The 26,648-nt window shown below is 42.0% G+C and carries 26 protein-coding genes and 1 riboswitch; of the genes, 19 read left to right on the top strand and 7 right to left on the bottom strand.

The genetic code is table 11. From position 1 onward, the window contains the following. Window positions 1-12: 12 nt before the first annotated feature. Window positions 13-1,065 carry a trypsin-like peptidase domain-containing protein gene (locus B6N13_RS13270; RefSeq protein WP_169459598.1) on the bottom strand — a complete coding sequence of 351 codons (1,053 nt, stop codon included), beginning with the start codon at window positions 1,063-1,065 and terminating at the stop codon, window positions 13-15. 17 nt (window positions 1,066-1,082) lie between these two features. On the opposite strand from B6N13_RS13270, the gene B6N13_RS13275 reads away from it, so the two are divergent. Continuing rightward, window positions 1,083-1,844: a Nif3-like dinuclear metal center hexameric protein gene (locus tag B6N13_RS13275; RefSeq protein ID WP_169459599.1), complete on the top strand. Its 762-nt coding sequence runs from the start codon at window positions 1,083-1,085 to the stop codon at window positions 1,842-1,844. A gap of 65 nt (window positions 1,845-1,909) precedes the next feature. Here B6N13_RS13275 and B6N13_RS13280 read toward each other — a convergent pair whose 3' ends face one another. Further along, entirely contained in the window at window positions 1,910-2,365 is a 456-nt protein-coding gene (locus B6N13_RS13280; protein WP_012070103.1) for a DUF1043 family protein, read from the bottom strand. A gap of 127 nt (window positions 2,366-2,492) precedes the next feature. Between B6N13_RS13280 and zapE the strand changes: the two genes are divergently transcribed. The 5 genes from zapE to B6N13_RS13305 all read left to right on the top strand — a co-directional run bounded on the left by zapE (window position 2,493) and on the right by B6N13_RS13305 (window position 6,081). Continuing rightward, window positions 2,493-3,593 (top strand): cell division protein ZapE, encoded by a 1,101-nt coding sequence (zapE, locus tag B6N13_RS13285; protein WP_012070102.1) that lies wholly within the window; start codon window positions 2,493-2,495, stop codon window positions 3,591-3,593. 153 nt (window positions 3,594-3,746) lie between these two features. Beyond that, a complete protein-coding gene (gene rplM / locus B6N13_RS13290) occupies window positions 3,747-4,175 on the top strand; it encodes a 50S ribosomal protein L13 (RefSeq protein WP_012070101.1) in 429 nt (142 codons plus the stop codon). 14 nt (window positions 4,176-4,189) lie between these two features. After that, complete coding sequence (rpsI, locus tag B6N13_RS13295; RefSeq protein ID WP_012070100.1) at window positions 4,190-4,582, top strand: 30S ribosomal protein S9; 393 nt, start codon at window positions 4,190-4,192, stop codon at window positions 4,580-4,582. A 399-nt stretch (window positions 4,583-4,981) separates the two neighbouring features. Next, entirely contained in the window at window positions 4,982-5,614 is a 633-nt protein-coding gene (locus B6N13_RS13300) for a glutathione S-transferase N-terminal domain-containing protein (RefSeq protein ID WP_012070099.1), read from the top strand. An 89-nt stretch (window positions 5,615-5,703) separates the two neighbouring features. Further along, window positions 5,704-6,081 carry a ClpXP protease specificity-enhancing factor gene (locus B6N13_RS13305; protein WP_169459600.1) on the top strand — a complete coding sequence of 126 codons (378 nt, stop codon included), beginning with the start codon at window positions 5,704-5,706 and terminating at the stop codon, window positions 6,079-6,081. 85 nt (window positions 6,082-6,166) lie between these two features. Here B6N13_RS13305 and B6N13_RS13310 read toward each other — a convergent pair whose 3' ends face one another. Genes B6N13_RS13310 through B6N13_RS13320 form a run of 3 tightly spaced genes read right to left on the bottom strand, consistent with a single transcriptional unit; the run spans window position 6,167 to window position 8,872 of the window. Beyond that, window positions 6,167-6,760: an SIS domain-containing protein gene (locus B6N13_RS13310; protein WP_012070097.1), complete on the bottom strand. Its 594-nt coding sequence runs from the start codon at window positions 6,758-6,760 to the stop codon at window positions 6,167-6,169. 5 nt (window positions 6,761-6,765) lie between these two features. After that, window positions 6,766-7,149, bottom strand: a complete 384-nt coding sequence (locus B6N13_RS13315; protein WP_012070096.1) for a YraN family protein — start codon at window positions 7,147-7,149, stop codon at window positions 6,766-6,768. Continuing rightward, on the bottom strand, window positions 7,100-8,872 hold the full coding sequence (locus B6N13_RS13320; protein ID WP_248280328.1) for a penicillin-binding protein activator: 1,773 nt from the start codon (window positions 8,870-8,872) through the stop codon (window positions 7,100-7,102). Before B6N13_RS13320 ends, B6N13_RS13315 begins: the two co-directional genes overlap by 50 nt. Before the next feature lie 113 nt (window positions 8,873-8,985). On the opposite strand from B6N13_RS13320, the gene rsmI reads away from it, so the two are divergent. The 7 genes from rsmI (at window position 8,986) to B6N13_RS13355 (ending at window position 16,644) form a co-directional block, all read left to right on the top strand. After that, window positions 8,986-9,846: a 16S rRNA (cytidine(1402)-2'-O)-methyltransferase gene (rsmI, locus tag B6N13_RS13325; RefSeq protein WP_248280329.1), complete on the top strand. Its 861-nt coding sequence runs from the start codon at window positions 8,986-8,988 to the stop codon at window positions 9,844-9,846. A gap of 76 nt (window positions 9,847-9,922) precedes the next feature. Further along, window positions 9,923-10,027, top strand: a riboswitch (TPP riboswitch). A 181-nt stretch (window positions 10,028-10,208) separates the two neighbouring features. Next, window positions 10,209-12,251, top strand: coding sequence for a phosphomethylpyrimidine synthase ThiC (thiC, locus tag B6N13_RS13330; protein WP_211172860.1), 2,043 nt, complete (start codon window positions 10,209-10,211; stop codon window positions 12,249-12,251). A 15-nt stretch (window positions 12,252-12,266) separates the two neighbouring features. Further along, entirely contained in the window at window positions 12,267-13,808 is a 1,542-nt protein-coding gene (gene thiE, locus B6N13_RS13335) for a thiamine phosphate synthase (protein ID WP_169459603.1), read from the top strand. Next, entirely contained in the window at window positions 13,808-14,005 is a 198-nt protein-coding gene (gene thiS, locus B6N13_RS13340; protein WP_012070091.1) for a sulfur carrier protein ThiS, read from the top strand. Before thiE ends, thiS begins: the two co-directional genes overlap by 1 nt. Before the next feature lies 1 nt (window position 14,006). Continuing rightward, the gene (locus B6N13_RS13345; protein ID WP_012070090.1) at window positions 14,007-14,783 is read left to right on the top strand and encodes a thiazole synthase; all 777 of its coding nucleotides are present in this window, start codon (window positions 14,007-14,009) and stop codon (window positions 14,781-14,783) included. Further along, window positions 14,780-15,952: a 2-iminoacetate synthase ThiH gene (thiH, locus tag B6N13_RS13350; protein WP_169459604.1), complete on the top strand. Its 1,173-nt coding sequence runs from the start codon at window positions 14,780-14,782 to the stop codon at window positions 15,950-15,952. Before B6N13_RS13345 ends, thiH begins: the two co-directional genes overlap by 4 nt. Window positions 15,953-16,161: 209 nt before the next feature. After that, the gene (locus B6N13_RS13355; protein ID WP_012070088.1) at window positions 16,162-16,644 is read left to right on the top strand and encodes a hypothetical protein; all 483 of its coding nucleotides are present in this window, start codon (window positions 16,162-16,164) and stop codon (window positions 16,642-16,644) included. A gap of 184 nt (window positions 16,645-16,828) precedes the next feature. On the opposite strand, the gene aroA is transcribed toward B6N13_RS13355, so the two are convergent. Next, window positions 16,829-18,106 (bottom strand): 3-phosphoshikimate 1-carboxyvinyltransferase, encoded by a 1,278-nt coding sequence (gene aroA / locus B6N13_RS13360; RefSeq protein ID WP_169459605.1) that lies wholly within the window; start codon window positions 18,104-18,106, stop codon window positions 16,829-16,831. 287 nt (window positions 18,107-18,393) lie between these two features. Between aroA and B6N13_RS13365 the strand changes: the two genes are divergently transcribed. The 4 genes from B6N13_RS13365 to B6N13_RS13380 all read left to right on the top strand — a co-directional run bounded on the left by B6N13_RS13365 (window position 18,394) and on the right by B6N13_RS13380 (window position 23,466). Further along, complete coding sequence (locus B6N13_RS13365; RefSeq protein ID WP_169459606.1) at window positions 18,394-19,293, top strand: aldo/keto reductase; 900 nt, start codon at window positions 18,394-18,396, stop codon at window positions 19,291-19,293. A 176-nt stretch (window positions 19,294-19,469) separates the two neighbouring features. Continuing rightward, window positions 19,470-19,979 (top strand): hypothetical protein, encoded by a 510-nt coding sequence (locus B6N13_RS13370; protein ID WP_169459607.1) that lies wholly within the window; start codon window positions 19,470-19,472, stop codon window positions 19,977-19,979. An 8-nt stretch (window positions 19,980-19,987) separates the two neighbouring features. Further along, window positions 19,988-22,390 (top strand): ATP-binding protein, encoded by a 2,403-nt coding sequence (locus tag B6N13_RS13375; RefSeq protein ID WP_169459608.1) that lies wholly within the window; start codon window positions 19,988-19,990, stop codon window positions 22,388-22,390. 20 nt (window positions 22,391-22,410) lie between these two features. Further along, a complete protein-coding gene (locus B6N13_RS13380; RefSeq protein WP_248280330.1) occupies window positions 22,411-23,466 on the top strand; it encodes an HD domain-containing phosphohydrolase in 1,056 nt (351 codons plus the stop codon). A 7-nt stretch (window positions 23,467-23,473) separates the two neighbouring features. Here the strand turns inward: B6N13_RS13380 and B6N13_RS13385 are convergent, their stop codons facing one another. Next, window positions 23,474-23,983: a YchJ family protein gene (locus tag B6N13_RS13385; protein WP_012070082.1), complete on the bottom strand. Its 510-nt coding sequence runs from the start codon at window positions 23,981-23,983 to the stop codon at window positions 23,474-23,476. Window positions 23,984-24,062: 79 nt separating this feature from the next. Here B6N13_RS13385 and sbcB point away from each other — a divergent pair, with 79 nt between their 5' ends. Together sbcB and B6N13_RS13395 are read left to right on the top strand one after the other, a co-directional pair. Then, a complete protein-coding gene (gene sbcB, locus B6N13_RS13390; RefSeq protein ID WP_169459609.1) occupies window positions 24,063-25,517 on the top strand; it encodes an exodeoxyribonuclease I in 1,455 nt (484 codons plus the stop codon). 9 nt (window positions 25,518-25,526) lie between these two features. Then, a complete protein-coding gene (locus tag B6N13_RS13395) occupies window positions 25,527-26,564 on the top strand; it encodes an AI-2E family transporter (protein ID WP_169459610.1) in 1,038 nt (345 codons plus the stop codon). Window positions 26,565-26,648 lie beyond the last annotated feature (84 nt).

Here is a 26,648-nt window from a genome sequence, read left to right on the forward strand (position 1 = left end):
GCTTATGTTATGTTAATAGGTGATACGTTGCATCGTGGGTTGTTTTTCTAGCATGATATTAGTCTGATAGGATTGCTGCCCGCGAAGGCCAACCAGCGAGATGCGTGTTCCAGGTTTTAGTGATGCTATTAAGTGTCTTATCTGGAATGGGTCTTCGCTCGGCGTGTTGTTAATTTCAAGTATTATATCTCCAACTTCTATTCCAGCTTTTTCAGCAGGGCTTTCTTTAGTTATGTCGCTTACTAATAGTCCGTGATTTGTTGGTAAGAGTAAGTTATCTGCCAGAGACTGAGTTATTTTTTGAGCGTCCATTCCTAAGTATCCTCTTATTACTTCCCCTTGTTTTATGATATCTGTCATAACATTGAGAGCGTCGTCAATGGGGGTGGCAAAGCCAATTCCTTGTGAGCCGCCAGTACTTGAATAAATGGCGGAGCTAATGCCAATGAGTTCACCTCGTAGATTGACTAACGCGCCGCCTGAATTACCTGGGTTTATGGCTGCATCGGTCTGTAGAAAATTTTCATAGGTATTAAGGCCTATGCTGTTTCGGCCTTTGGCGCTAATAATGCCGGCTGTTACTGTCTGCCCGATTCCAAACGGGTTGCCTATTGCGAGGATCTTGTCTCCAACAGACACTTTGTCACTGTTGCCCATTTTAATGTTGGGAAGATTGGGTAGGTCTATTTTTAAGATTGCTAGGTCGGTGGATGGATCTGAACCAATGAGCTTTGCTTCAACACGTCTATCGTCATGAAGGGCGATAACAATGCTTTGAGCATTTTGAATAACGTGATGATTGGTTAGGATAAAACCATCTTTTGTTGCTATGACGCCAGAGCCTAGGTTTATGCTGTGCTTTGCTGTGCTTGAATCATTTAGGCCTTTTTGTTGTATGACTTGAGTGTAGATGTTAACAACGGATGGCGTGGCTATTTTTACTGATGTTGAATAGCTGGAGTCGGCAATCTTTTGTTTCTCCTGTATGAGTAATACAGCTAGGCCTATACAAGTGCCAGCCAGAATGGAGATAATGATGGGGGGCCAGTAGTTTTTTTGATTCATAAATATAAGGAGTTGTTTTGCTACGCAGTGAATTTGAGTTATTGCTTAATAAGACATTAAGTCCAAGTCGCTTCAAAGATTATGCGCCCAATGGGTTGCAGGTGGAAGGAAAAAAAGAGATTAACCGCGTGGTTACGGGCGTAACGGCTAGTCAGGCATTAATCGACGCTGCTATTGAGTATAAAGCGGATGCTATTTTCGTTCATCATGGTTATTTTTGGAAGAGCGAAGATCCCAGAATTATTGGTATGAAATATCGTAGAATTGCGTCTTTGATTAAAAATGATATCAATTTATATGGCTATCATTTGCCATTGGATGCGCATCCTACGCTAGGCAATAATGCTGGCTTGGCTGATGCTATTGGGCTTTTAAATCGGTCTGGCTTGCAGTCAGGTGTGCCCATCGAAGAGTTTATCGGCGTTGTTGGTGAATTAAATGAGCCTGTCTCGTCCGATGTATTCCGACGAATCGTCGAATCTGCGGTTGGTCGAAGCGTATTGTTTGAGTGCGTTAATGATCGCCCAATTCGTCGGGTAGCGTTGTGTACCGGTGGTGCGCAAGGTTATATAGAACAGGCTGTCGCTGTTGGCGCGGATGTGTTTATCACTGGTGAGGTTTCTGAGCAGACAATTCATATTGCGCGTGAAATGGATATTCATTTTATTGCGGCAGGACATCATGCAACAGAACGTTTTGGAGCGCAGTCTATGGCTGCCTATCTATCTAGTGAGTGTGGTTTGGAAGCAGTCTTTATTGATGTAGATAATCCAGCTTAGTGGGATGTTGAACAGATGAAAAAAACGGGCTTTTTGAAGCCCGTTTTTTGTTGGTATATTTTTTGTTAAATAGTGCGCTTTGGTTCAAGGTCTATATTTCTATCATCAAGACCGAATGATTCACTCAATGTGCCTGGTTCTTTATCATTTTTTAGTGCGTAGTCTCTTGGTGGTTCGAAAGAAGCAGGCTCAATAGTATCGGTATTGTTTGAAGTGGCTGTGCTTCTTTCAATTTTTATGTTGCTTAATTGAGTTGCGTTATCTGCAAGAGTGTTTCTTAGGTCTGCTAAGCGTTTTTCTGCGGACATTAAGTGTTCATTACTGTCAGTGAAGAAGTTGTCGATAATAACTTGCTTGCTGTCTAATTCTTGCTGTAGTGACTTCATCGTAATGATGTTTGAGCTTGAATCAGCTTTTTTGCTGTTATTTTTTGCACTGTAGCTTTTAAGAGCAAGTGTAGCGACACAGCCAATAATGATGCCGGTAATAAAGATAATGATGTTGAATTCTTCTAAGTTCATGACTTTCTCCAAAAAACAGATAATCCATTATAGCGAAACACCCCCTACGATAACAGCTTGATAGGTGTTGTTTAAGATGCAATTTGTTAGAATAGGCATAATTTACTAATCGAACGAAAGAGCGGCGATGACACCCATTACACGTTACAAGCAAGATTTGACTAGAACAGACTTTAATTATGATCCAGCTCAAGAAGAAGCAGTGGAAGCGCTTCAGGATTTATTTGACCGTTTGATTGCGAACCAAGCAGATAAATCCACCAATGGTTTCTTGGGGCGCTTCTTGAAAAAGAAAGCTCCGACTGTTGAGCAGGGATTGTATTTTTGGGGTGGAGTAGGTCGAGGTAAGACCTATTTAATGGATACTTTTTTTGATTGTTTACCAACAGAAAAGAAAATGCGCCTCCATTTTCATCGCTTTATGCAAATGGTTCACCAAGAACTTCGTAAGCTGCATGACGTTAAAAATCCACTGGAAATTGTTGGTAAGGAGATTTCGTCTAAAGCAAAGGTGCTGTGTTTTGATGAGTTTTTTGTGACGGACATCACTGATGCTATGATTTTGGCCGGCTTACTTGAGGTGTTGTTTGAAAACGGCACGACTTTAGTGGCGACCTCCAACATTGAGCCAGACGGCTTGTATAAAAACGGTTTGCAGCGTGCGCGTTTCTTGCCAGCGATTGATTTGGTGAAAAAATACACCAAAGTAATGAATGTTGATGGTGGCGTGGATTATCGCTTAAGAACGCTTAAACAGGCCAAGCTTTACCATTACCCACTTAGCAAAGAAGCGGATGACGAGTTAAATAATCGTTTTATGAGTTTGATCTCTGATGCTTCGCATGTTGTAGAGGGCGGGGCGGTAGAAATAGAAGGTCGAAACATTCCGCTATTAAGAAGTTGCGAGGGGATGGCTTGGTTTGATATTAAAGCTTTGTGTGATGGTCCAAGAAGTCAAATTGATTATATTGAAATTGCCCGTCTTTACAGCACAGTCATCATTTCAAATTTGCCACAAATGGATGCTTCGCGAGACGATTTAGCGCGCCGCTTTATTAACCTTGTGGATGAATTTTACGATCGCCACGTCAAGGTGATTTTTTCGGCAGAAGTGGCTATTCCGGAAATTTATAAAGGTACACGTTTAGCCTTTGAATACGATCGTACAGTAAGTCGATTGTTAGAAATGCAATCAGAAGAGTATTTGTCTTTAGAGCACCGCCCTTAATTCGAATACGGCTTTCAAAATTGATTTTCTTGATATATAATTCGCTCGCCTTTTTAAAGGTAAGTGTACGTTGATCAAGTGGTTTACTACTTGGCCAACCAATAATAATAGGTATAGCGTGTCATTGAGCACGCGTATTGAAAGGGTTTTTTGATGAAAACTTTTACAGCTAAACCTGCTGAAGTTCGCCGCGACTGGTTCGTGGTTGATGCTGAAGGCAAAACTCTAGGCCGCTTGGCTACTGAAATTGCTCGCCGTCTACGTGGCAAGCATAAAGCGGAATACACTCCACACGTTGATACAGGCGATTACATCGTTGTTATTAACGCTGAGAAAATTCACGTTACTGGTAACAAAGCAGCTGCTAAACAATACTACCGCCATACTGGTTACCCAGGCGGCTTGCGTTCTATGAATTTCGAGAAGTTGATTGATCACGCTCCTGAGCGCGTTCTTGAAATCGCCGTAAAAGGTATGTTGCCAAAAGGTCCATTGGGCCGTGCAATGCACAAGAAAATGAAAGTGTACGCTGGTACTGAGCATCCACATGCTGCTCAACAGCCTCAAGCCCTTAACATTTAATACGGAAGATCATTATGTCAGCTACTCAATACTACGGTACAGGTCGTCGCAAAACGTCTACCGCTCGTGTTTTCCTAAAAGCCGGTTCTGGTAACCTAGTTATCAATAACCGTTCAATTGATCAGTACTTCGGTCGTGAAACTGCTCGCATGGTTGTTCGTCAGCCTCTTGAGTTGGTTGATGCAACTGAGAAGTTTGATGTTTACATCACTGTTAAAGGTGGTGGTATTTCTGGTCAAGCTGGTGCGATCCGTCATGGTATCACTCGTGCATTGATGCAATACGATGAGACTCTACGTCGTACTCTACGTTCTGCTGGATTCGTTACACGCGACTCTCGTGAAGTTGAACGTAAGAAAGTTGGTCTACGCAAAGCTCGTCGTCGTCCTCAGTTCTCTAAGCGTTAATATTCGCTTTGGAATTATTATTAAAACGCTTGGTGTTTTCGCCAAGCGTTTTTTTTGCTTGAAATAAAGTTAACTTTAGAATTCTTGCAACAAAATGATTTTTCTAAGAAAAATTGTTTGAAAATAATGCTAGAATAGCCGAGCTTTGAAATTCATGGTTTCATAAGTGTGTTTTAATTTGCCGCGTGTTGCTTGATAGCTAGGTTGAGGATGGTTCTCTACATAGAGCTCAGTGCTCAATTAAAGCCTTGTTTTATAAAAAAGGTGCGTGAGTAAAAATTCCATGAAAGATTTTCTGTGATGGCGAGATAGTGTAATATTTTTGTTACTTCGTCACCATATTATAGTTTGTTCCCTCCTTTGAAGGGGACGTAGATGTTTTCAATATAGGGGTTAGACATGGGTGTTATTGCAAAGCGCTCCTCAATGACGTTCTTTTCTGATGGAGAGGATCATTATAGCCATCGAGTTCGTATTGTATTGGCTGAGAAAGCCGTCACAGTGGACATCATAGATGTAGACCCGTTTAACAAGCCAGACGAGTTGGCGGATGTTAATCCATACAATGAGCTACCAGCTTTAGTCGATCGTGATTTGGTTCTTTATGAGCCAAATGTCATGATGGAATACTTGGATGAACGTTTTCCACATCCTCCGTTGCTGCCTGTATATCCTGTTGCTCGTGCTGAAAGTCGCTTGTTTATGTATCGTATTCAGCGCGATTGGGCAAAGCTAGTTGATTTGATTCTTACTAGTAAGGACAAAGAAGCTGTTGCTAAAGCACAAAAAGAATTGCGTGAAGGTTTGTTGAACGTTACTCCAATTTTTGAAGAAAAACCTTATTTCATGAGTGATGAGTTCACTATCGTGGATTGCTGTTTGGCTCCAATCTTGTGGCGTTTGCCTGTATTAGGGGTGGAAATTCCTAAAGACCAAGCAAGAGCGCTATACAAGTATATGGATTTGGTTTTTTCTCGTGAGTCTTTCCAAGAAAGTCTTTCTGAAGCTGAACAAGAAATGCGTTTAGACTGATCTGAGTTATGTCTCGGTTTGGTTGAGTTGTAAAAAGAGGAGCTTATGGCTCCTTTTTTTTAACAAATATTTATTGGGTGGGAGACAATATGTTACCGAAAAGATCTTATTTATTAAATGCCGCTTATTCATGGGTTGCGGATAATGATATGACACCTTACCTATTGGTAGATGCGAATCAAAAAGATGTCGTAGTGCCTACTGAATTCGTTAAAGATGGTCAGATCGTGCTAAATGTCAGTATGACTGCGGTACGACATTTGATTATGGATAAAGACGCAGTTTCGTTTGAGGCGCGTTTTAGCGGTAAGCCGATGCAGGTTTATGTACCTATGTGCGCTGCTCTTGCCTTATATGCGAAGGAAAATGGTGATGGTTTTGTTTTTCCAGACGAGGAGTTTTTTGATGAACCAACTCCAACCCCGCCAGAGCCTAAGAAAGGTTTCCAACTTAAAGTTGTGAAATAAAGAATGGATGATTACTTTTAGGTCATTAAAAAATAGCCGCTTTTAGAGCGGCTATTTTTTTGATCTATACCTGATAAGAGCGTGTTTAATCTTCGTAGCCGAATAATTGGCGTTCGAGTAGGTCTACTAATATATGAATGACGCTAAGTTGGCATTCGTGCACTCTGGCTGTACCTAGAAGGTTGATTTTTATCTCCGTATCATCCTGAGAGGTCAGTGACGAGACGTTTTTGGCTTCTGGGCTGGTTAACGCGACTATACTCATTTTGCGTTCATGGGCCGCTTGAATGGCTTGAATGATAGGGGAGGTGTTGCCTCTGTTTGCAATAACAAACAAAATGTCACCCTGATTACCAAGTGCTGTAATTTGCTTGGAGAAGACGTCATGGTAGCTATCGTTGTGAGTGATGGCCAAAAGGGCTGAGCCTTCACCGCTTAGGTTGATCGCTGGTAGGCCAGGGCGCTCTCTGTCCATTCGATCTAGCATTAGGGTGCTGAAGTATTGAGCTAGATGGGAACCTGTACTGTTGCCAATGCAAATAACTTTCCCGCCAGAAGCAATGCTTGAAAAAATCACTTTTGCAGCATGTTCAATATAAGGAGGTAAACTTTCCAGAGCTTGTTGTTGTGCTTCAAAACTCTGGGCAAATTGTGTGTAGATTGCTTCTTGAAAATCCATAGTGATTAAAATACTGCTTTAAGCCAAGTTAAATGTTGAGAGTCTATTTTTTCGTCAAATAGTATCGCATCGAAGCGACTTGAGTTGTTTACTTTATTATTCTTTTGCAGCCATAAAGCCGCGCTGTTACGTACTTTTTTAAGCTTTGATTGTCCAAGGCTTTCAGCGGCATTGCCATGAGTGTTGTTAGCTCGAAAGCGAACCTCTACAAAAACATAGGTGTTTTGATCTAAAAAAATTAAATCAATTTCTCCGATACGGCAGAAGAAGTTTCGCTCTACAAATCGAAGCCCTTGCTTCCGCAAAAAGGCTTCGGCAGCTTGCTCTGCTTTGTCGCCGTTATTTTTCGGTGCCTTCTTTCTGTTTAAAAAACTGGTAACTGGTCGCATATACCAAATTTCCTTTTCGGTAAGTCATGATCTCAGGTCTTTTATGAAATATGCCATTCTCATCCATGGTGATAATGCCGGTATTTGCAGAAATTTTAGTGCTCGGAAGTAGGGTGAATAGTTGGTATTTGCTTGCTAGTAAATACGAGTCAGCACCTAAGGCTTGTAGTCTGCGCAAAATGTTTGAGTTTTGATTTTTAGGCAAAGCATCTAACGATGTATTGTTTGGTGTAAGAGCAGGAGCTTCTGTGAACAGTATGCGCTCAATATCTTCAGGTTTGGTTGACCTTTCAGGGGCGCTGTCATTTAGAGTACTGCTAGCAAGCATTGGTATCTTGTCAGCGAAGTAAAAATCTAAAAGAGGCCTGATTTGTTTAGCGTCATTGAGTTTGCCAATGTAATAGACGTAATCTAGGTCTTCGCGAGATCTTGCGATGCTATCTACACTTGTGCCGATCCATTTTTCAACTGATCTTTTGCGGGCATAACTCTCATTAATCAAAAGCAATTTCTGAATCGCATCTTGTCTGCCTTTTGGTGTGTTGGCATAAGACTGATTCGAAGTGATAGTGATATTATCTTTCGCTGCTGCGGCACGGAACTCATCACTTTGTTTGAGTGCCCATGTGTCCTGAGTGCTCAGGATCGCCGCTCTCGTTGCGCCCTCTTGCTTAGCGAACGTGATCAGCTCATGTATTTCATCTTCTGCGTTTAAGGAGAAGTGATAAAGATTTTTTGGGTGTTGATTGATGTCCAGCTGATTTAGCGCGATCACTGGGTAAGGTAGGTCTAAGCGACTGACCTGAGCAACATTGTTTTTTTGTAATGGGCCAATAATGACATCGGGTTGTTGTGCATTTGCGGCGGCAAGTGCTTCACTAATGTTTGAGTAGTCATCAATATTAACAATACTAACTTGTGGTCTAGCTTCTTTTTGGTTGTAAAAAGAGGCAAAAAAGCCATCTACAATAGCTTGAGATGCACGTTCTAATTTGCCGCTCATTGGTAACATCAAGACGATTTTCTTCGGTGCCATCTGTTCAACCGATGACATAATCTCGAAATCTTGCGGTGGCGAGAGTGCTGCGGGGTGACTTGGGTTTTCAATCTGCCAATTTTTGAACATCTTAAGTTGCTGTTCGATAGACAGCGATTGATCTCTTAAAATGCTGCTGATAGTCAGCCAGCCATTCAGTAAGGGATTTTGCAGTTGGTATAATTCATCAATTTCATTTTGCGTTAAATTTTGAATAGCCAACCACAATTTTGCTTGGTTTTCTTCTCCTTCATAAAGAGGAAGGTTGTAGGCCAAATCCATTCGTAGATTTACGACTTCAAGCCAATTGCCAAAGTATTCAAGAATCGACGCTTTTGTTTCTTTCAATCGATTCTGATTGTCAGGATGGCTTGCTGCAGGCAGTTTGTCGGCTTTTTCGAGGTAAGCTAAAGCGTCGGTGGAATTATCCAAATTTGAAGAGGCTAAAGCGGCAAGTAAATAGGCTTCAAATTGAATTGACGATGTTGTAGCTAACACCTTACTTTCTAATGCATCAATGGTTTGTTGATACTCGCCTTGTGCATAGAAGTTTTTTGCTGCGTTGTAGGCATCCGCTAACTCCTTTGAAACATCCGATGTTTTAATTGGATGGTAGATGCTAGGTGGCAAGGTTCTTTCTTGCGAGCTGCTACTGGCGTTTTGTACCCGGTTTTGAGACTGATCCATATTTAAATTCATGGAATTACAGGCGCTTAGCAGAAAAGAGCAAAGAGTTAATGATATGATGCGGTAATTAATTAGGCTCATAAGCTTACAAAATGACAAATAAAAGAGGTCACATGGTACCACATAGTTCTGATGATGCGAGAGGGTCGCTATACATAGTTGCCACCCCAATTGGTAATCTAGATGATTTCAGTAAAAGAGCCGAACAAACTTTACGTGATGTAGACTATATTGCAGCGGAAGACACGCGACACACTCGACGTTTACTTAATCATTTTGCCATTGAAGCCAAACTTTTTTCCATTCACGACCATAATGAAAAAGACAAAGCAGACTATGTCGCGAGCTTATTGGACGAAGGGAAGAATGTTGCTTTAGTGTCTGATGCTGGAACGCCGCTAATTTCTGACCCTGGCTATCATGTTGTGCATGCATTGCGAGAAAAAGGCCATAAAGTTTTGCCGATTCCAGGGGCTTGTGCATTGATTGCTGCTTTGTGTGCCTCTGGTTTACCAACGGATCAATTCTTTTTTGCTGGGTTTGTACCTGCAAAATCCAAAGGGCGTTGCGATTTGTTTGAGTCATGGAAAAAGCAAACGGGCACAGTGGTATTTTACGAATCCACACACCGTGTTTATGATTCGATTACAGACGTGCAAAAAGTCTATGGTGAAGATGCGCAATTGGTATTGGCTCGTGAAGTAACGAAAACATTCGAGACTTTCTTATCTGGTACGGCATCTGAAATTCTTGCCAAGTTCGATGCGGATGCCAATCAATTGCGTGGTGAATTCGTCGTTATGCTGAGTTTTACCCAAGAAAGTGGTAACGAAGCAGAATTAGAAGCCAAGCGTATTTTGACTATATTGCTAGAAGACTTACCAGTTAAGCAAGCGGCAGCTATGGCAGCTAAATTAACCGGTGAGAAGAAAAACTACCTTTATAAAATGGCGCTTGAAATGCAAGGGGAATAGGTTTTGCCTCTTGTCTCTGATAAACACCCATATAAAAGGTGGGTGTTTACATTCCGATAAGACTGAGTATACTCAGCCCTACTTGTCGGAGTGCCATTTGGCTGAGATCGCATAATTAAATGCGGGATCCGCAGAACCTGATCGGGCTAATACCCGCGTAGGAAACAAGAAAGTATCTATTTTTCTTTTCTGCATCGAATGAACTCCTGATTTTTATAGAATCGATGCAGCCATATCCTCTAAAGCATCTTTGCTACTAAAATTCAGGGTTCACGTTTTGCAATTAACGCCAGTAGTGCGTTTGCTTGTAAAACAGCACCCCAGACAAGCAATTCTCCATTTTAAAAATAAGGGAAGTGCTCATGTCGACTATTAATGAATTGAACAGCCAATCTAATCAACAAGAAATAAACCACCCCCAAAAAAAGCCTAATAAAAAGTCCCGTGAAGAATCACGACAAGCCGCGAAATCTTTTATCGAGTCGTTGCAAGCCAAACCTTTCCCTGCGTCCGAGCGAATCTATTTAACCGGTTCAGACGATTCGATTCGTGTACCTATGCGCAAAATTAATCTGACTGATACGCCGATTGGTTCAGATCCAGACAATCTTACTTTCGAACCCAACGAAGCTATTTACGTATACGATTGCTCAGGCCCTTATGCCGACCCGCAAGAAAACATTGATGTTTACCGTGGTTTGGCTCCAATGCGCGCGACATGGATTGAAAAACGTGATGACACCGAAATATTACCAAGTGTGTCTTCATCGTTTGCTAAGTCACGTCTAGAAAATGCGGCACTGGATGAGTTGCGTTTTAAAGAACTGCCTAAAGTACGTAAAGCTCGCCAAGGTAAACGTGTTACGCAAATGCATTACGCTCGCCAAGGGATTATCACGCCAGAGATGGAATACATTGCTTTGCGTGAAAATCAGAATATTGACGCCATTAAGAGCGAGCTGTTATTGAAGCAGCATCCGGGGCAAAGCTTTGGTGCGAACTTGCAGGCGCGTATCACTCCAGAGTTTGTTCGAGATGAAGTGGCAAGAGGGCGCGCTATTATTCCTAACAACATCAATCATCCAGAATCCGAGCCAATGATTATTGGTCGAAACTTCTTGGTGAAAGTAAACGCTAATATTGGTAACTCTGCGGTGACCTCTTCTATTGAAGAAGAAGTAGAAAAACTGGTTTGGTCTACACGTTGGGGTGCCGACACCGTAATGGATTTGTCGACGGGTAAAAACATTCATGAAACTCGTGAATGGATTTTACGAAACTCTCCTGTGCCAATCGGTACTGTACCAATTTATCAAGCCTTGGAAAAAGTCGATGGTGTCGCTGAGGATCTAAACTGGGAAGTATTTCGCGATACCTTGATTGAACAGGCGGAGCAGGGTGTAGATTACTTCACCATTCACGCGGGTGTTTTGTTGCGCTATGTTCCTATGACGGCTAAGCGTCTTACAGGCATCGTGTCTCGTGGTGGTTCCATCATGGCGAAATGGTGTTTAGCACATCACAAGGAAAGCTTCTTGTATGAGCGGTTCCGTGAAATTTGTGAGCTTTGTGCGGAATACGATGTGGCTTTGTCGCTTGGAGATGGCTTGCGTCCTGGTTCTATCATGGATGCTAATGACGAAGCACAAATGTCTGAACTTCGCACCTTGGGCGAGCTGACGAAAATTGCTTGGGAATACGATGTGCAAGTAATGATCGAAGGTCCTGGGCACGTGCCGATGCAACTGATCGAAGAGAACATGACTGAACAGCTTAAGCATTGCCACGAAGCGCCGTTTTATACATTGGGACCATTAACTCAAGACATCGCACCAGGTTACGATCACATTACCTCTGGCATTGGGGCTGCACAAATTGGTTGGTATGGTTGTGCCATGTTGTGTTACGTGACGCCAAAAGAGCATCTCGGTTTGCCTAACAAGGAAGACGTTAAACAAGGTTTGATCACTTATAAAATCGCTGCCCACGCGGCGGATTTGGCAAAAGGTCATCCGGGAGCGCAAATTCGCGATAATGCGTTATCAAAAGCCCGTTTTGAATTCCGTTGGGAAGATCAATTCAACTTGTCATTAGACCCTGAAACGGCTCGTTCTTACCATGATGAAACCTTGCCCCAAGCCTCAGGAAAAGTGGCACATTTCTGTTCTATGTGCGGGCCTAAGTTTTGTTCAATGAAGATCACTCAAGAAGTGCGCGACTATGCGAAAGGACTGGAAGACGCGCAAGCCATTGACGTGAGTGCTTTAGAGGCAAGTGATGCACAAGCAGGTATGCAGCAAATGTCTGAGCAATTTCGTGAACTAGGTAGTGATGTTTATTTAACCACGGATAAGTTGACTACAGACAAACTTACAACCGATAAATCAAAAGAAAAATCGCTGTAGGTGAAAGGAGGATTTATGTCTATAAAACCTCCTGTTGTCTGGTGCGTGGGTGGGTCGGATTCGTCCGCCCATGCAGGACTTCAAGCGGATTTGCGTACAGGGCAGGATTTACGCTGTCATGTGCAAACCATTGTCACTTGCATCACAGCGCAAAACTCCAAAGAAGTGCGCTCTGTTGAACCAGTTTCTCTGGCTATGTTTGATGAGCAATGGCAAACCTTGCTCGACGACGTACCACCAGATGCTATTAAAGTGAGCTTGCTACCATCTATTGAGATAGCAAAAGCCTGCTCGATTTGGTTGAGACGGATTAAGGCGGACTTTCCTAATGTATTGGTCGTCTTTGATCCTGTTATGGCGGCTAGCAGCGAGTCTGGAAATCGGCTGCAGCAAGACTCAGTCGGAGCATCTTTATTAGGATCGTTGCTGCCTTATATCGATGTGATCACACCCAATTCGATAGAGTTTAAGCGGTTGACAGGTTTATCTGATCAGCAACCAGCGGTTGATATACAAAGTCAATTGGCCGTGTATTTATCGTCGTCAAAGTGTGCTTGGTTACTAAAAGCCGGGCACTCTGATTCAGAGCAAGCAACAGACTGGCTGTTGGATCAGGATTCTATTGTTGGTTTCGCATACAAAAGACTTTCCGTTCACAATACTCGAGGCACAGGTTGTACCTTGTCGACGGCACTGGCGAGCTTTATTGCTCATGGTTATGATCTTTTAGATGCCATGACGATGGCAAAGGCTTACATAACTGGCGCATTAAAAACTGGTGTGAAAATTGGTGAAGGGGCGGGGCCGCTAGGTCGCCCTGGTTGGCCGTTGCAAATTGAAAATCTACCGGCGATTGTCTCGCCGTATAAGCTGTCGACTGTCACGCAGGCGCCGATGCATCAATCTTTTGCCAAGATGGATCTCGATAAAATGGGCTTGTATCCAGTAGTGGATTCCATTGCTTGGTTGAAATTAGTACTCAAGCAAGGTGTGAAGCTTGCCCAGTTGCGTATCAAAGACCCTGATGATGCCGATCTAGCAAGTAAAATTCAGCAGGCTATTGCCTTGGGCAAGGAGTATGAAGCTCAAGTATTTATCAATGATTATTGGCAAGAGGCGATTCGCTTCGGCGCCTATGGTGTGCATCTTGGTCAGGAAGATTTAGATGTGGCAGATTTAGCGCAAATGCAAGCGGCTGGCTTGCGGCTTGGCATCAGTACTCACGGTTACTATGAAATTGCCCGCGCTCAATCTATTCAGCCAAGTTACATCGCGTTAGGGCATATCTTCCCCACGCAAACCAAAGATATGCCATCCCAACCGCAAGGTCTTAAACGACTTAGTCACTATGCCACCTTATTAAAAGGTGTGTATCCAACGGTGGCAATTGGTGGCATTAATGCCGAACGTCTTCCAGCTGTTGCTCAAACGGGTGTTGATAGTGTCGCCTTGGTGACAGCCATTACCAAAGCGGCTGAGCCAGAAGCCGCGACTCGATCACTTATTTGCTTGTTTGAAAAGCACTCGAATACTCAAAGAAATACAGGGGGCAAGTAATGAAAATTATGTTGAACGATGTGCCTCATGAATTTTCAGGGAAAACTCTCCAGGACTTGCTCATTCAATTAGACAAGAGCGAACAAGGCATTGCTATTGCGATAAATCAGCAAGTGGTACCAAAGAGTTTGTGGACTAGTACCAAGTTGAATGAGCAAAGTCAGGTGTTTATTTTTGAATCTATTGCTGGGGGTTAATATGTCGTCTTTATTTATTGCAGGACATGAATTTCATTCGAGACTTTTTACTGGTACAGGGAAATACGCTAGTGCCGACGCTATGATGGACTCGCTAACCGCTAGTGAAAGTGAGCTGGTGACCTTGTCATTACGTCGTATGGATTTAAAAAATCAAACGGATAACATTCTTAAGCCATTACAACAGCAGAGAATTAAGCTCTTGCCAAATACGTCTGGTGCTCGTACCGCAAAAGAAGCAGTTTTCGCCGCTGAACTAGCCAGAGAGGCATTGGAAACTAACTGGGTGAAGCTAGAAATTCATCCTGATCCGCGTTACTTGATGCCCGATGGTATGGAAACCTTGTTGGCTGCCGAAGAGTTGATCAAAAAAGGTTTTGTGGTCATGCCTTATGTCCATGCTGATCCTGTGCTTTGTAAACGATTAGAAGAAGTAGGGTGTCAGTGTGTGATGCCGCTTGGGTCGCCGATTGGATCGAATATGGGGTTGGCAAGTCGTCCATTTTTGGAAATTATTATCGAGCAAAGTACTGTGCCTGTGATTATTGATGCGGGTATTGGTGCGCCATCTGATGCAGCATTGGCGCTAGAAATAGGTGCTGACGCGGTATTGGTGAATACCGCTATGGCGGTTGCTAGACAGCCTGCAAAGATGGGTAAAGCCTTTCGTCTTGCAGTAGAAGCGGGGCGAATGGCGTATGAGTCCGGTTTGGGGGAAAGGCGAGTGCAGGCTCAAGCAACGAGTCCATTGACTGATTTTCTCGGGGCATTGTCATGATAGACGGAACCAGTAATAAAATTCGTTTGTTAGAACAAAGCCCAGCGTTAGAAGGGCAATTTAGTCATTTTGTGGAGAGTACAGATTGGCAAGCAGTGACGCAATCCCATCAAGAAAAAAACGAGCAAGATGTGTTGCGAGCCTTGAGTAAGGACAAGCTCGATGTCGATGATTTCGCTGCCTTGATCTCGCCAGCAGCAGAGCCTTATTTGTTGGAGATGGTAGCAAAAAGCGAACAGCTTACTTTACAGCGCTTTGGCAATACTTTGAGCTTATTTGCACCCTTGTATTTATCTAATACCTGTGCGAACGAATGCACCTACTGTGGTTTTTCTATGAGTAATGCAATCAGGCGTCTTACTCTGAATGAAACTCAGGTGGGAAAAGAAGTCGCGGCGATTAAAGGTAAGGGCTTTGATCATATCCTCTTGGTGACTGGGGAAACCAATAAGGTTTCCATGCCTTACTTTGAACGCATGATTCCCTTGATCAAGCCCCATTTCAGTCAGCTCTCTATGGAAGTACAGCCATTAGATGCAGATGAATACAAACAGCTGCAAGGTATCGGTTTGGACGGCGTGTTGGTTTATCAAGAAACCTATCGTCGCAAAACCTATCTTGAGCATCATTTGCGGGGTAACAAATCAAACTTTAACTATCGCCTTGATGCGCCGGACCGTATTGGGCAGGCTGGTATTCATAAGATTGGTTTGGGTGTGTTACTTGGCTTGGAAGATTGGCGCACGGATTCGGTGATGATGGCGCATCATCTACGGCACCTGCAAAAGCGCTATTGGCGAAGCCGCTTTAGTGTGGCGTTTCCACGGATTCGCCCTTGTGAAGGAGGGATCGTTCCGAAATCTGTTATCTCTGATCGGCAATTGGTTCAGCTTATTGCTGCTTGGCGCTTGTTTGATCGGGATTTAGAAATGAGCCTGTCTACTCGCGAATCACCTGAATTTCGCCATCATGCGGTGCGAATGGGGTTTACCACTATGAGTGCAGAATCCAAAACCCAGCCGGGTGGATACGCGGATGACTCTCAAGAGGCCCTTGAGCAATTCGAGATCAGCGACGAGCGACCTGTCGCTGAAATTATGGCGATGATTCGTGAACAGGGGCGCGAAGTGGTGTGGAAAGACTGGGATCCTGCACTTTCACATGTTTAAAAAGAGGATGAGCGTAAAGCCATTCAGCACCATTCCTAAGAATATGTTCAGACTTGCTAGGTTAATAGGGAAAATCTGCGAATGCGCATTTTCCCTTACGCTCTCATGACAAGTTGTGCATCTCGATTCACTCTCTTTGACACTGTTTGACAAATAAATGGACATAATAGATTTCATCCAAACAGGAAACAGAGCTTAAGGAGCCAACTATGTTTAATCGTAAAAAAGCAGGAATGATGGGTGTTATCGGTTTGAGTGCCGCGATTATAACCGGTGTAGCAGTAAGCGCTTATGCAGAAACCAAATCACCTCAAGGTGATGTCGTCAAAGGCCAAGCCACTCAGGAAGCTCCAATGAATGCAGTACCAAGTCATGAGCAACTTGCAAGTCGTATGGCTCAACAACTTGGTTTAGATGAAAAAACGCAGTCGAAAGTATCTGATCTTTTTGAAAAAGATGGCAAGGCAATTCGCAAAATTCAAGAGCAGCTACATAGCACACAAGTTGAGTTGAGCAGCTTGTCGCCAAGCGCCAAAAATTATATGGATAAGGTCGATGATCTTGCTGAAAAAAGTGGTGAATTAACCGAAGACCTTACTATTGCCTATGCAAAAAACCGAGCAGGCTTGTATGCCTTATTAACTCCGCAACAAATTGAAAAACTGGAAACGCCAGCACAACCACAGTCTTAATCTTTCAGTAAATCATTTCCCTTTTTACTGAAATCTATTGCTGATAATCCCCTTTATTAGTAATCCTGTACTGAGAGCCTTGCCCCAGCGGTAACACGCTGGGGCTTTTTTGTTTGTAGTTTGTAATGTAAAAAGGCCAAATTTATTAAAAATTTGGCCTTTTTCTGATTGCCTAAAGTGGCTATTAGTTGGCTATGGTATTGAACAATTCAAAATACGTCGGGAAGGTTTTTGATGTGCACCCCGGATCGTTGATGGTAACTGGTGTGTCTGAGAAGGCAACGAGCGAGAAGCACATAGCAATACGGTGGTCGTTATAGGTATCGATAGCCGCATGCTTTAGGTTCGCAACAGGGGTGACGGTAATGAAATCTTTGCCTTCAATGACGTCAGCGCCGAGTTTTTTTAGTTCGGTTGCCATAGCGTATAAACGATCTGTTTCTTTAACGCGCCAGTTGTAGATGTTGCGAATCGTTGTTGGGCCTTTGGCAAATAGAGCCGTTGTTGCTATGGTCATGGCCGCATCAGGAATGTGGTTCATGTCCATATCTATGCCATTAAGCTCGTTACGCTCCGCTTCTATCCAAGTCGGGCCGTAAGTGATTTTTACGCCCATTTGCGCTAATACATCAGCAAATTTCACGTCACCTTGTACGCTGTCTGTGCCTACGCCGTGGACTTTAATTTTTCCGCCAGCGATAGCAGCCGCTGCCAAGAAGTAAGACGCAGAAGAGGCATCGCCTTCTACCATTATTTCACCAGGGCTTTGGTAAGTTTGCTGACCTTTCACCACAAACGCTTGGTAATTCTGGTTTTCCACTTCCACACCAAATTGCTTCATGGCATGTAGCGTGATGTCGATATAAGGTTTAGAAACTAATTCACCGTCGACCTTAATGGTTAAATCGCTTTTTGCTAATGGCGCGCTCATCAAAATAGCGGTAAGGAACTGACTTGAAATGTTGCCTTTAATAGAAACTTCACCACCAGACAGGCCATTCGCTTTAATTCGAAGTGGTGGGTAATTTTTCTCACCTTCGTAAGTGATATGGACACCGAGCGCTTGTAGTGCATCGACTAGATCGCCAATAGGGCGTTCGTGCATACGAGGCTCGCCATGTAAGAGAAATTCACCTTTGCCCAAGCATAATGCCGCTGTTAATGGGCGCATTGCTGTGCCTGCATTACCAAGGAATAGATCACCAAAGTCGGCTTGAATCGGGCCGCCAAGTCCTTCTAATACACAGGTTGTGCCATTGTCTTCAAGTGAATAGCTTACGCCCAGTTTGGTTAGGCTTTCTAGCATGCGACGAATGTCATCGCTGTCTAGCAGGTTGGTGATTTTTGTTGTGCCTTTTGCTAGCGTTGCTAACAATAAAATACGGTTTGAAAGGCTTTTGGAGCCCGGAATCTGGATTTCTCCATTGGCTTTAGAAAGAGGGCCTAGCGTAATTGAATTCATTATTATGTCCATCACAGTGGTGTTTATTGTTTCGACTTTGCGGTTCGTTATGTGTCGCTGCGTGTGAATTATAAGTGTTCGATATTGGCCGTAATTTATTCGTTATAGTGTGTCCATTGTTAAGTGGTCGCGTCGCTCTTTCGTTAGAGGTCGGTCTTGAATGTGCAATAGTATACCTTCGATGATGTTTCCTGTCAGTTATGCCGATTCACTCAGTTTGCTGTTTTTTATAGAGAAGTCTCTTTAGAATGCTGGTAGATAAGATAATGAAGCAAAGGATAATTAACATGAGACATCAGTATCATCCACTCGGTTTTGAAGGTTCCCGTATAGCACAGGGGTTTTGGCGTTTGAACGAATGGAATTTGACATCTACAGAGGCATTGAGTTTTATCGAGGCCTGCTTAGATTTGGGGGTGACAACATTTGATCACGCGGATATTTATGGTGGTTATCAGTGTGAAGCTTTGTTTGGTGATGCGTTAAAACAAAAACCTGCTCTGCGGGATAAAATGGAAATTATTACCAAGTGTGGCATTTTGCTTCCTTCTGAAAATCGTCCTGATATTCAGGTACATCGTTATGAGTATAGTGCTGAGCATATTTTAGCAAGTGTTGATAAATCCTTAGCAAATTTGCAATGTGAGTATATAGACACTTTGTTATTACACAGACCAAGTCCGTTAATGGATGCGGATGAAGTGGCGCAAGCTTTCGATTTGCTCTTTACGCTGGGCAAAGTAAAGCATTTTGGTGTGTCTAATTTTACGACTCACCAATTTGATTTATTGCAATCTCGTCTAGATGCTCCCTTGATTATTAATCAAGTCGAATTATCTCCACTGGCGTTGCAGCACTTTGAAGATGGTACATTGGATCATGTGCAGCAGCATGCTGTAACACCAATGGCTTGGTCACCTTTTGCTGGTGGCGACTTGTTTTCTAGCTGTAATGAAAAATCTATTCGTGTTCAGGCTGTTTTGAAAGACCTCAGCGGTAAATATAATTGTTCGATGGATCAGCTTGTTGTTGCATGGTTGTTACGCCACCCAGCGGGTATTTGTCCTGTTATGGGGTCAGGAAAGATTAATCGATTAGTGTCGGCTGTGGAGGCTATTTCAATATCATTAAGTGATGATGATTGGTTTCAAATTTGGGTTTCATCCCAGGGTAAACCAGTGCCTTAGTGTTTGTTCTTCTTAATGTATTCTTAAGAAAGCCGCCTATGCGGCTTTTTTTGTTTCCATCGTATTGGCTTTGTTGTTATCGGTGTAGAAAGCGTGTCATTTCGTAAGCGGCTAAAGTATGTCGTGAAATTTTTAACTATACTCAAGCTAAATTAATTCATCTTGAGGTGTTTTGAATGAAGTCGTCTTTTTTAGCTGGAATCGTTTTTTCTGGAATGTTGGCTATCACTAACACGCAGGCAGAAACATTATCTTCCCCAACTGGGCCTGTCATTCTTACGGTTACGGGAAATATTACGAATACTAATAAAAATGGAAACGCGGCAGAGTTTGATCGCGCCATGTTAATGAATCTTGAGATACTAGATATAAAGACAATGACGCCTTGGAGTGAAGGTGTTGATCTTTATCGTGGTCCTTTATTGCGCTCTGTTATGGCGGCTGTTGGGGCTAAATCAGGCGAATTGTCTGTAACAGCTTTAAATGACTATAGTGCCAAAGTGCCAAAAAAAGATGGAGAGGATTATGACGTGATCCTTGCATTGGATTTGAATGGCAAGCCAATGAGTGTGAGAGATAAAGGGCCGTTGTTTTTACTTTACCCTTTTAGTGACCTACCAAGTTTAAATAATGAAGTTATTCATAATCGTTCTGTATGGCAAATTAAATCGATAAAGGTTGAGTGATAAATATCATGGGATTTCGTTTCTCTTCTATCGGAAAAGTGCTCGGAACAAAAAGGACATCGCCTTTTGCTGTATTGGCGGTTACTGCGCTCATATTTATGGGGGCAGCGATGTTGATCTTTACTGAATTAGTAGACCGTCAAAAGATAATGTTGTCTGCGGTCGAAGAGGATGCGTTATGGGCTGCTTATCAGCTAGATAGAGAAACGTTGAAGTTGAGAAATTCATTAAACTTACTGGAAGATGATTTTAGTGAATCAAGGCTCAATGATGCTCAGGTACGATTTGATATTCTTTATAGTCGTGTGAATGTTTTAGCAAAAGGACAATTAAGAGTTCTATTTGATAGATTGGACAATGCTGAAGAGTTAATGACAACTTTGCAAAGTGAAGTGACTGAAATTGATCAACTTTTATTTGTTGATAAGTCATTAATCGATGTGAAAAAACTTTTAGAAAAAAGCAACTTTCTGCTGAAAGAAACAGAAGGCGTGGTATTAAGTACATTAGCATCTAGGTCTAAGAATAAAGTACAACAAAGAAAAGACAGTTTGGGGCTGTTTCTCTATTTAGGCTCTTTGATTGCCTTATTAACAATCACTATGATGATCATAATTGCCATGCTGTTTAAGCAGCTTAAAGTAGCTAAAGAGTCCTTTGAAAGATCTCGCAAGTTGGCAGATGAACTGGAAAAGGCTGTTTTTTCCGCGGAGCAAGCTTTAAAAGTTAAATCAGAATTTTTAGCAACAATGAGCCATGAAATTCGTACGCCAATGAATGCTATTGTCGGCTTTAGTTATTTATTATTAGATGGTGATTTAGATAAAGATCATCGAGAAAAAGTACTTAAGATTCAGCAGTCTGCTGATGCTCTTCTTTTGATTGTTAATAGTGTTTTAGATTATTCAAAAATTGAATCAGGTAGAATAGATTTAGAAAATAGATCGTTTAGCTTAGATGAGGTGCTTGAATATGTTTATCAAACAGGTGAGAACCAAGCTCGATCAAAAAAACTAGATTTTATGATGGTTCGTGACTTTGATATTAATGATAATTTGATTGGTGATAAAACTAAATTTCAGCAGATTCTAGTTAATGTAGTTGGTAATGCAATTAAGTTTACCCATGCAGGTTTTGTTATGGTTAAAGTTTATCAATCAAGATCCGAAGAAATTATGATTGAGGTGCAGGATAGTGGTATTGGTATAGCCAATAATGTTGATGTATTTGAGGTATTTAAACAAGCTGATAGCAGCACGACAAGATTATATGGTGGTACTGGCTTGGGGTTGAGTATTACACAAAAGTTAGTTGAGTTGCTTGGTGGTCACATTTCTTATAAAAGTGTATTAAATGAAGGCAGTGTTTTTACAATTAATCTTCCTTATTGCTCGGATTCGAAATCGACTTCACTGTATTTGGAAGATGTAACTATATTTGAAGAAGATCTTAGCATAGCTTCTTTGTTTAAAAAGCTGAATTTTGACCGTGTATCTAAGTTGAAACTATCGGATATGTCAGAAAATCACTCGATGATAATTGCCGGTCGTCATTGGTTGAATGATGAAGGTGTGGTTTCTGAACAACTCAGTGGTTTTGAAAAGCATATATTATTTTTAGATGGTCGCGCTTTGAATATCCCTGATTGTCATGTATCAGGACTTGTTACTCCTACTAATTTGCATAAAAAAATAGCTGACTTGAGTTTGGGTGAAGCCTACTCAAAAAAAGAGAAATCCATTGAGGCTGCTTTAGATAATAAAGGCTTCTTTAAAAGTAAAACTATATTGTTAGCTGAAGATAATAAAATCAATGCCAATATTGTTAAGGCTATTGTCGAAAAACTAGGGGTATCTGTTGATTGGGTTGAAAATGGTAAAGACGCTTGGGAATACTCCCTTCTTCGAGATTATGATTTGATTCTAATGGATATTAGGATGCCTATAATGGATGGTTATGAGGCTAGTGAAAAGATATTTGGCTCATTGAATAATAAAAAACCTCCCATTCTTTTTTTGACAGCTGACACTTTAGCTTTAAAGCAAGAGAATCTTGTGGATTTAGGTATTGATGATATTTTGTTTAAACCCTTAGATCCACATCTTCTGATTGAAAAGCTTGAGTTTTGGATGATGAAGTATGGATTTAATGGGTTGACTAAACAAGGAAATGACTCTTCTTCGCTGGCTAATAAAGATTTAATTTCTTTATGGTCTGATATCGAGCAATTAGAGTTGTTTTTAGAGAATGGTGATTCTGAGTCTGAAATTTTAGTTAAAAAAATAATCGATAAAGCTTCTGATTTTGAAGGTATAGATATTTTAAAGTCTGCCCTAGAAGATATTTCTTCTTATGATTATCAAGATGCTATAAGTAAAATTCAGGCGTTCAAGCGAGGCTTCGTATCATGAGTGTTCTAAAGGAGAGTGAATTGGCTACTACAAAGGAAATAACAAGCCGAATGGCTGCAAAAAACAAAAGAGTACTTATTGTTGATGATGTGCCTCGAAATATAGATTTATTAAAAAGTATATTGTCCGAAAAATATCATGTTCAAGTCGCAAAATGTGGACAACTGGCTTTGGATATAGTGAGTCGTTCTTTGCCTGATATCATTTTGCTAGACATCATGATGCCTGATATGAACGGATTTGAAGTGTGTGATCGGTTAAAAGCGAATCCTAAAACTCAAGATATTCCGGTTATCTTTTTAACGGCAGTGACAGATCCTGAGCACGAACAAAAGGGTTTCGCAGCTGGGTGTGTAGATTTTATTACCAAACCCATAACACCTCTTACGACATTGGCACGAGTTTCAGCGCATTTAAAGGCGGCTGAAGAAAACTTACGTAATAAAAAAATTATCGATGACAGAACAAGAGAACTCGATGAGGCGCTGGAGTCAGCTATTGGTATGCTTGGTGCGGTGAGTCAGCTTAATGACACCGATACTGGAGTGCATATGTGGAGAATGGCGGATTATTGTGCTGCTTTAGCCAGAGCGATAGGGTGGGAGGAATCACAGGTCGAATTGTTAAAACTTGCAGCTCCTATGCACGATACTGGTAAGGTCGGTATTCCACATAGTATTTTAAAATCGCCTAATAAGTTAACAGATGATGAATGGGTGATAATGCGTCAGCATACCGTTATTGGGCATGAAATTTTAATAAGGGGAGAGGCGCCATTATTTAAATTGGCAGCAGAGGTTGCATTAGGTCATCATGAAAGATGGGATGGTACGGGTTATCCTTCAGGGCTAATGGGTGAGGATATTCCACAATCTGCTCGTATTGTTGCTTTGGCCGATGTGTTTGATGCTCTAACTATGACTCGCCCCTATAAAAAGAGTTGGACAATAGAGGAGTCGTTTGAGCATATTCAGCAAGCGGCAAGCACACATTTTGATCCAGAGTTGGTGCGAACTTTCTTATCTATTGAAGATGAGCTGAGAAGCATTAAAGAAAAATGGGATGCTGTTGAGTAAGAATTGCTTAAGCAACAGCACAACATTTTTTGAATTTTTTTCCTGAACCGCATAGGCATGGGTCATTCCTGCCTATCTTCATGGCTTCAGAATTAATTAATGGTGTATTTTTCTTCACATCATGCTCGCCAGAAACATAGAACCATTGCCCTTTAATTTTTTTAAATAAAGAACGCTCACTTAAGCGGCCAATGTGTTTGCCTTCTTTGAAATGGGCAGAAAAAGACACCATGCCTGTTTTATCTTTTTCTAGACCATCTTGTGTTTCGTTAATTTCAAGTTTGATCCACTTGGTGTGTTCATTGCTGTCTTGGATATCTGCGCTGTCTTGTTCGGGTTCGTCTTTCAGTTGTTGCGTTGCAGCAATGTATTGAAAATTTCCAATAGCAAAAGCTGTATAGCGCGAACGCATTAGCGCTTCTGCTGTCGGAGCGCTACCTGGATTGTGATGGTACATGCCACAGCACATCTCATAAGGGCTTTCTGTTCCACATGGGCAAATCATTGGGACTGGCATAGATCTACTCCTCTCATCGCCAAATGCACTCCAAGGTGCGTATAATACCTTTTTATTTAACGGCTTACAGGAATTATTTGTGACTTCATCGGGCCCCACCTCATTTTTTTGGTTTGATTTTGAGACAACTGGAACGGACCCAGCGCGCGATCGTCCTATGCAGTTTGCTGGGATTAGAACGGACCTTGATTTTAATCCCATTGGCGAGCCTATCATGTTTTATTGCCGCCTAGCGGAAGACGTGCTACCACAACCAGAAGCGTGTTTACTGACAGGAATTAGCCCACAAGACGCTAACCGTGAAGGCTTGTGTGAAGCTGAATTTATGCAAGCAGTAGAGGCTGAGCTTTCGCAGCCTGGCACCTGTGCTTTAGGTTACAACACCATCCGCTTTGATGATGAGGTTGTTCGCTATGGTTTCTATCGAAACTTTATTGATCCTTATGCGAGAGAATGGCAGAACAATTGCTCTCGTTGGGACATGATTGATTTAGTGCGTATGACTTACGCTATGCGTCCAGAGGGTATTGTGTGGCCGAAGAACGAAGACGGCCAAATTTCTATGAAGCTGGAGGCACTCACGAAAGCCAATGGCATTGCTCATGAGCAAGCGCATGATGCCTTATCTGATGTTTATGGGACGATTGAGATAGCTAAGTTAATTCGTAGTAAGCAGCCTAAACTGTTTGCTTACTATTTCAAAATGCGCCAAAAACACGAATTGCAGCAATTTATTGATGTGGTGCGACTAAAGCCTTTTTTGCATATTTCTGGGATGTTTGGACAGGCAAAAAACTACGCGGCTTTTGTTGTGCCTATTGCACCACATCCAACGAACAAAAATGGTGTGATTGTTTTTGACCTTATGGCAGATGCTCAGCCTTTAATTGATTTGAGTGTGGAAGAGATTCGTCATCGAGTTTTTACTCGTCAAGAAGAGTTGGGGGATCTAGAGCGGCTGCCTTTAAAAGTGATTCACTACAATAAATCCCCTGCAGTTGCTCCGGCCACTTTTTTGAAAGATGCAGATGTTGTTAAGCGTTTGGCATTAGATGGTTCGGTTTGTCGTCATAATCTTGCCATCATTAAAGGGCATGCTGGTTTAGCGGCTAAGCTTAGTGATGTTTTTATGCAAGAAGATCGGCCAATACACAAGGATCCAGATGTCATGCTTTACTCTGGTGGTTTCTTCTCTCGGGAAGATAGGGTGCGGATGGAAAAAATTCGTTCAACACCAGCGAATCAATTGTCCGAGTTAGCCATGTCGTTTGATGATCGCCGACTACCTGAAATGTTAATGCGTTATATTGGTCGAAATTATCCTGATCAATTGAGTGAGCAGCAGCAATTTGAATGGGAAGAATATAGGCAAGTTCGTTTGCTTGAAAAAGACGGTGGGGGCTCTATCAATATGGAGCAGTATTTTGAACGATTGAATCTCATCGCTCAAACGCCAGACTTATCTCCTGCGAAACAAGTGATGCTCCAGGACTTGGCGGATTATGCGCAAAGTATTTATCCAATACCTTTATAAGGAATTAGTATGAGTGAACAGCATAAGGGCATCCATTGGTTAGTGGGTTTTGCTGCCTTTGTAATCATCATTGCAGCGTTAAAAGAAGCCTCTCAAATAGTGGTGCCTTTTATGCTGTCAGTTTTTATCGCCATTATTTGCGCGCCAGCAATGGCAAGCTTACGGCGCCGGAATGTTCCGACTTGGCTCTCAATTCTATTGGTCGTGTTAGTAATCCTGGTAGGGATTAGCTCAATAGCCGTGTTGGTTGGCGCTTCTTTAGATAATTTTTCTAATGAGTTGCCGACTTATAAAAAACGCTTTGGCGAAGAAATGTCCAGTCTGATACAGATGATTAATCGACTAGGGTTACATGTATCCTATGATCAAGTGAAGGGGTACATTGACCCTTCAGCTTTAATGCAGATGGTCGCGAATGCATTAAGAGGTCTTGGGAGCGCGCTAACCAATCTTGTTTTGGTTGTGATGATTGTTATTTTCATTTTATTTGAAGCCGTTGAACTACCTAAGAAACTGTCTTTAGCTTTTAGCGACGCCTCTAAGTCAATGGATAAATTTGATTCCTTTATCAAATCAGTAAATCGCTACTTGGTAATCAAAACCTTATTAAGCATGTTAACGGGGGTTTTGATTACTTTTTTCATGTGGGTATTGGGGGTAGATTTCCCAATACTATGGGGGGTATGCGCCTTTCTATTGAATTTTGTGCCTAACATTGGCTCTATTATTGCGGCGGTTCCCGCTGTTTTGCTAGCCTTTGTTCAGCTTGGTAGTTTGTCAGCGGGTTTGGTTGCGGGTGTGTTTCTAGTGGTGAACTTGATCGTTGGGAATGTTATCGAACCTCGCTACATGGGGCGTGGACTAGGGCTTTCTACCTTAGTTGTGTTTCTATCCTTGTTGTTATGGGGCTGGGTGTTTGGTCCTGTTGGTATGTTGTTATCAATTCCTTTAACTATCATTATGAAGTTGGCGTTTGAAGCAAATCCTAAAATGCATTGGTTGGCGGTGATGATTGACTCTAAGGTCGATGGCGATAACAAACATTAATAAATGATTGGCGCTACAAGGGCGCCAATCTTATTTTTAATATGGCCTAGCTTATTTTTGTTTTATTGTATATACTTCGCCATC

It is taken from the genome of Marinomonas sp. UCMA 3892, assembly GCF_012726345.1.
Taxonomy (GTDB): Bacteria; Pseudomonadota; Gammaproteobacteria; order Pseudomonadales; family Marinomonadaceae; genus Marinomonas.

Coding starts and splice junctions, on each gene's coding strand:
- B6N13_RS13270 (WP_169459598.1), bottom strand. CDS start 1,065: ATGAATCAAAAAAACTACTGGCCCCCCATCATTATCTCCATTCTGGCT.
- B6N13_RS13280 (WP_012070103.1), bottom strand. CDS start 2,365: ATGAACTTAGAAGAATTCAACATCATTATCTTTATTACCGGCATCATT.
- zapE (WP_012070102.1), top strand. CDS start 2,493: ATGACACCCATTACACGTTACAAGCAAGATTTGACTAGAACAGACTTT.
- rplM (WP_012070101.1), top strand. CDS start 3,747: ATGAAAACTTTTACAGCTAAACCTGCTGAAGTTCGCCGCGACTGGTTC.
- rpsI (WP_012070100.1), top strand. CDS start 4,190: ATGTCAGCTACTCAATACTACGGTACAGGTCGTCGCAAAACGTCTACC.
- B6N13_RS13300 (WP_012070099.1), top strand. CDS start 4,982: ATGGGTGTTATTGCAAAGCGCTCCTCAATGACGTTCTTTTCTGATGGA.
- B6N13_RS13305 (WP_169459600.1), top strand. CDS start 5,704: ATGTTACCGAAAAGATCTTATTTATTAAATGCCGCTTATTCATGGGTT.
- B6N13_RS13310 (WP_012070097.1), bottom strand. CDS start 6,760: ATGGATTTTCAAGAAGCAATCTACACACAATTTGCCCAGAGTTTTGAA.
- B6N13_RS13315 (WP_012070096.1), bottom strand. CDS start 7,149: ATGCGACCAGTTACCAGTTTTTTAAACAGAAAGAAGGCACCGAAAAAT.
- B6N13_RS13320 (WP_248280328.1), bottom strand. CDS start 8,872: ATGGATCAGTCTCAAAACCGGGTACAAAACGCCAGTAGCAGCTCGCAA.
- rsmI (WP_248280329.1), top strand. CDS start 8,986: ATGGTACCACATAGTTCTGATGATGCGAGAGGGTCGCTATACATAGTT.
- thiC (WP_211172860.1), top strand. CDS start 10,209: ATGTCGACTATTAATGAATTGAACAGCCAATCTAATCAACAAGAAATA.
- thiE (WP_169459603.1), top strand. CDS start 12,267: ATGTCTATAAAACCTCCTGTTGTCTGGTGCGTGGGTGGGTCGGATTCG.
- thiS (WP_012070091.1), top strand. CDS start 13,808: ATGAAAATTATGTTGAACGATGTGCCTCATGAATTTTCAGGGAAAACT.
- B6N13_RS13345 (WP_012070090.1), top strand. CDS start 14,007: ATGTCGTCTTTATTTATTGCAGGACATGAATTTCATTCGAGACTTTTT.
- thiH (WP_169459604.1), top strand. CDS start 14,780: ATGATAGACGGAACCAGTAATAAAATTCGTTTGTTAGAACAAAGCCCA.
- B6N13_RS13355 (WP_012070088.1), top strand. CDS start 16,162: ATGTTTAATCGTAAAAAAGCAGGAATGATGGGTGTTATCGGTTTGAGT.
- aroA (WP_169459605.1), bottom strand. CDS start 18,106: ATGAATTCAATTACGCTAGGCCCTCTTTCTAAAGCCAATGGAGAAATC.
- B6N13_RS13365 (WP_169459606.1), top strand. CDS start 18,394: ATGAGACATCAGTATCATCCACTCGGTTTTGAAGGTTCCCGTATAGCA.
- B6N13_RS13370 (WP_169459607.1), top strand. CDS start 19,470: ATGAAGTCGTCTTTTTTAGCTGGAATCGTTTTTTCTGGAATGTTGGCT.
- B6N13_RS13375 (WP_169459608.1), top strand. CDS start 19,988: ATGGGATTTCGTTTCTCTTCTATCGGAAAAGTGCTCGGAACAAAAAGG.
- B6N13_RS13385 (WP_012070082.1), bottom strand. CDS start 23,983: ATGCCAGTCCCAATGATTTGCCCATGTGGAACAGAAAGCCCTTATGAG.
- B6N13_RS13395 (WP_169459610.1), top strand. CDS start 25,527: ATGAGTGAACAGCATAAGGGCATCCATTGGTTAGTGGGTTTTGCTGCC.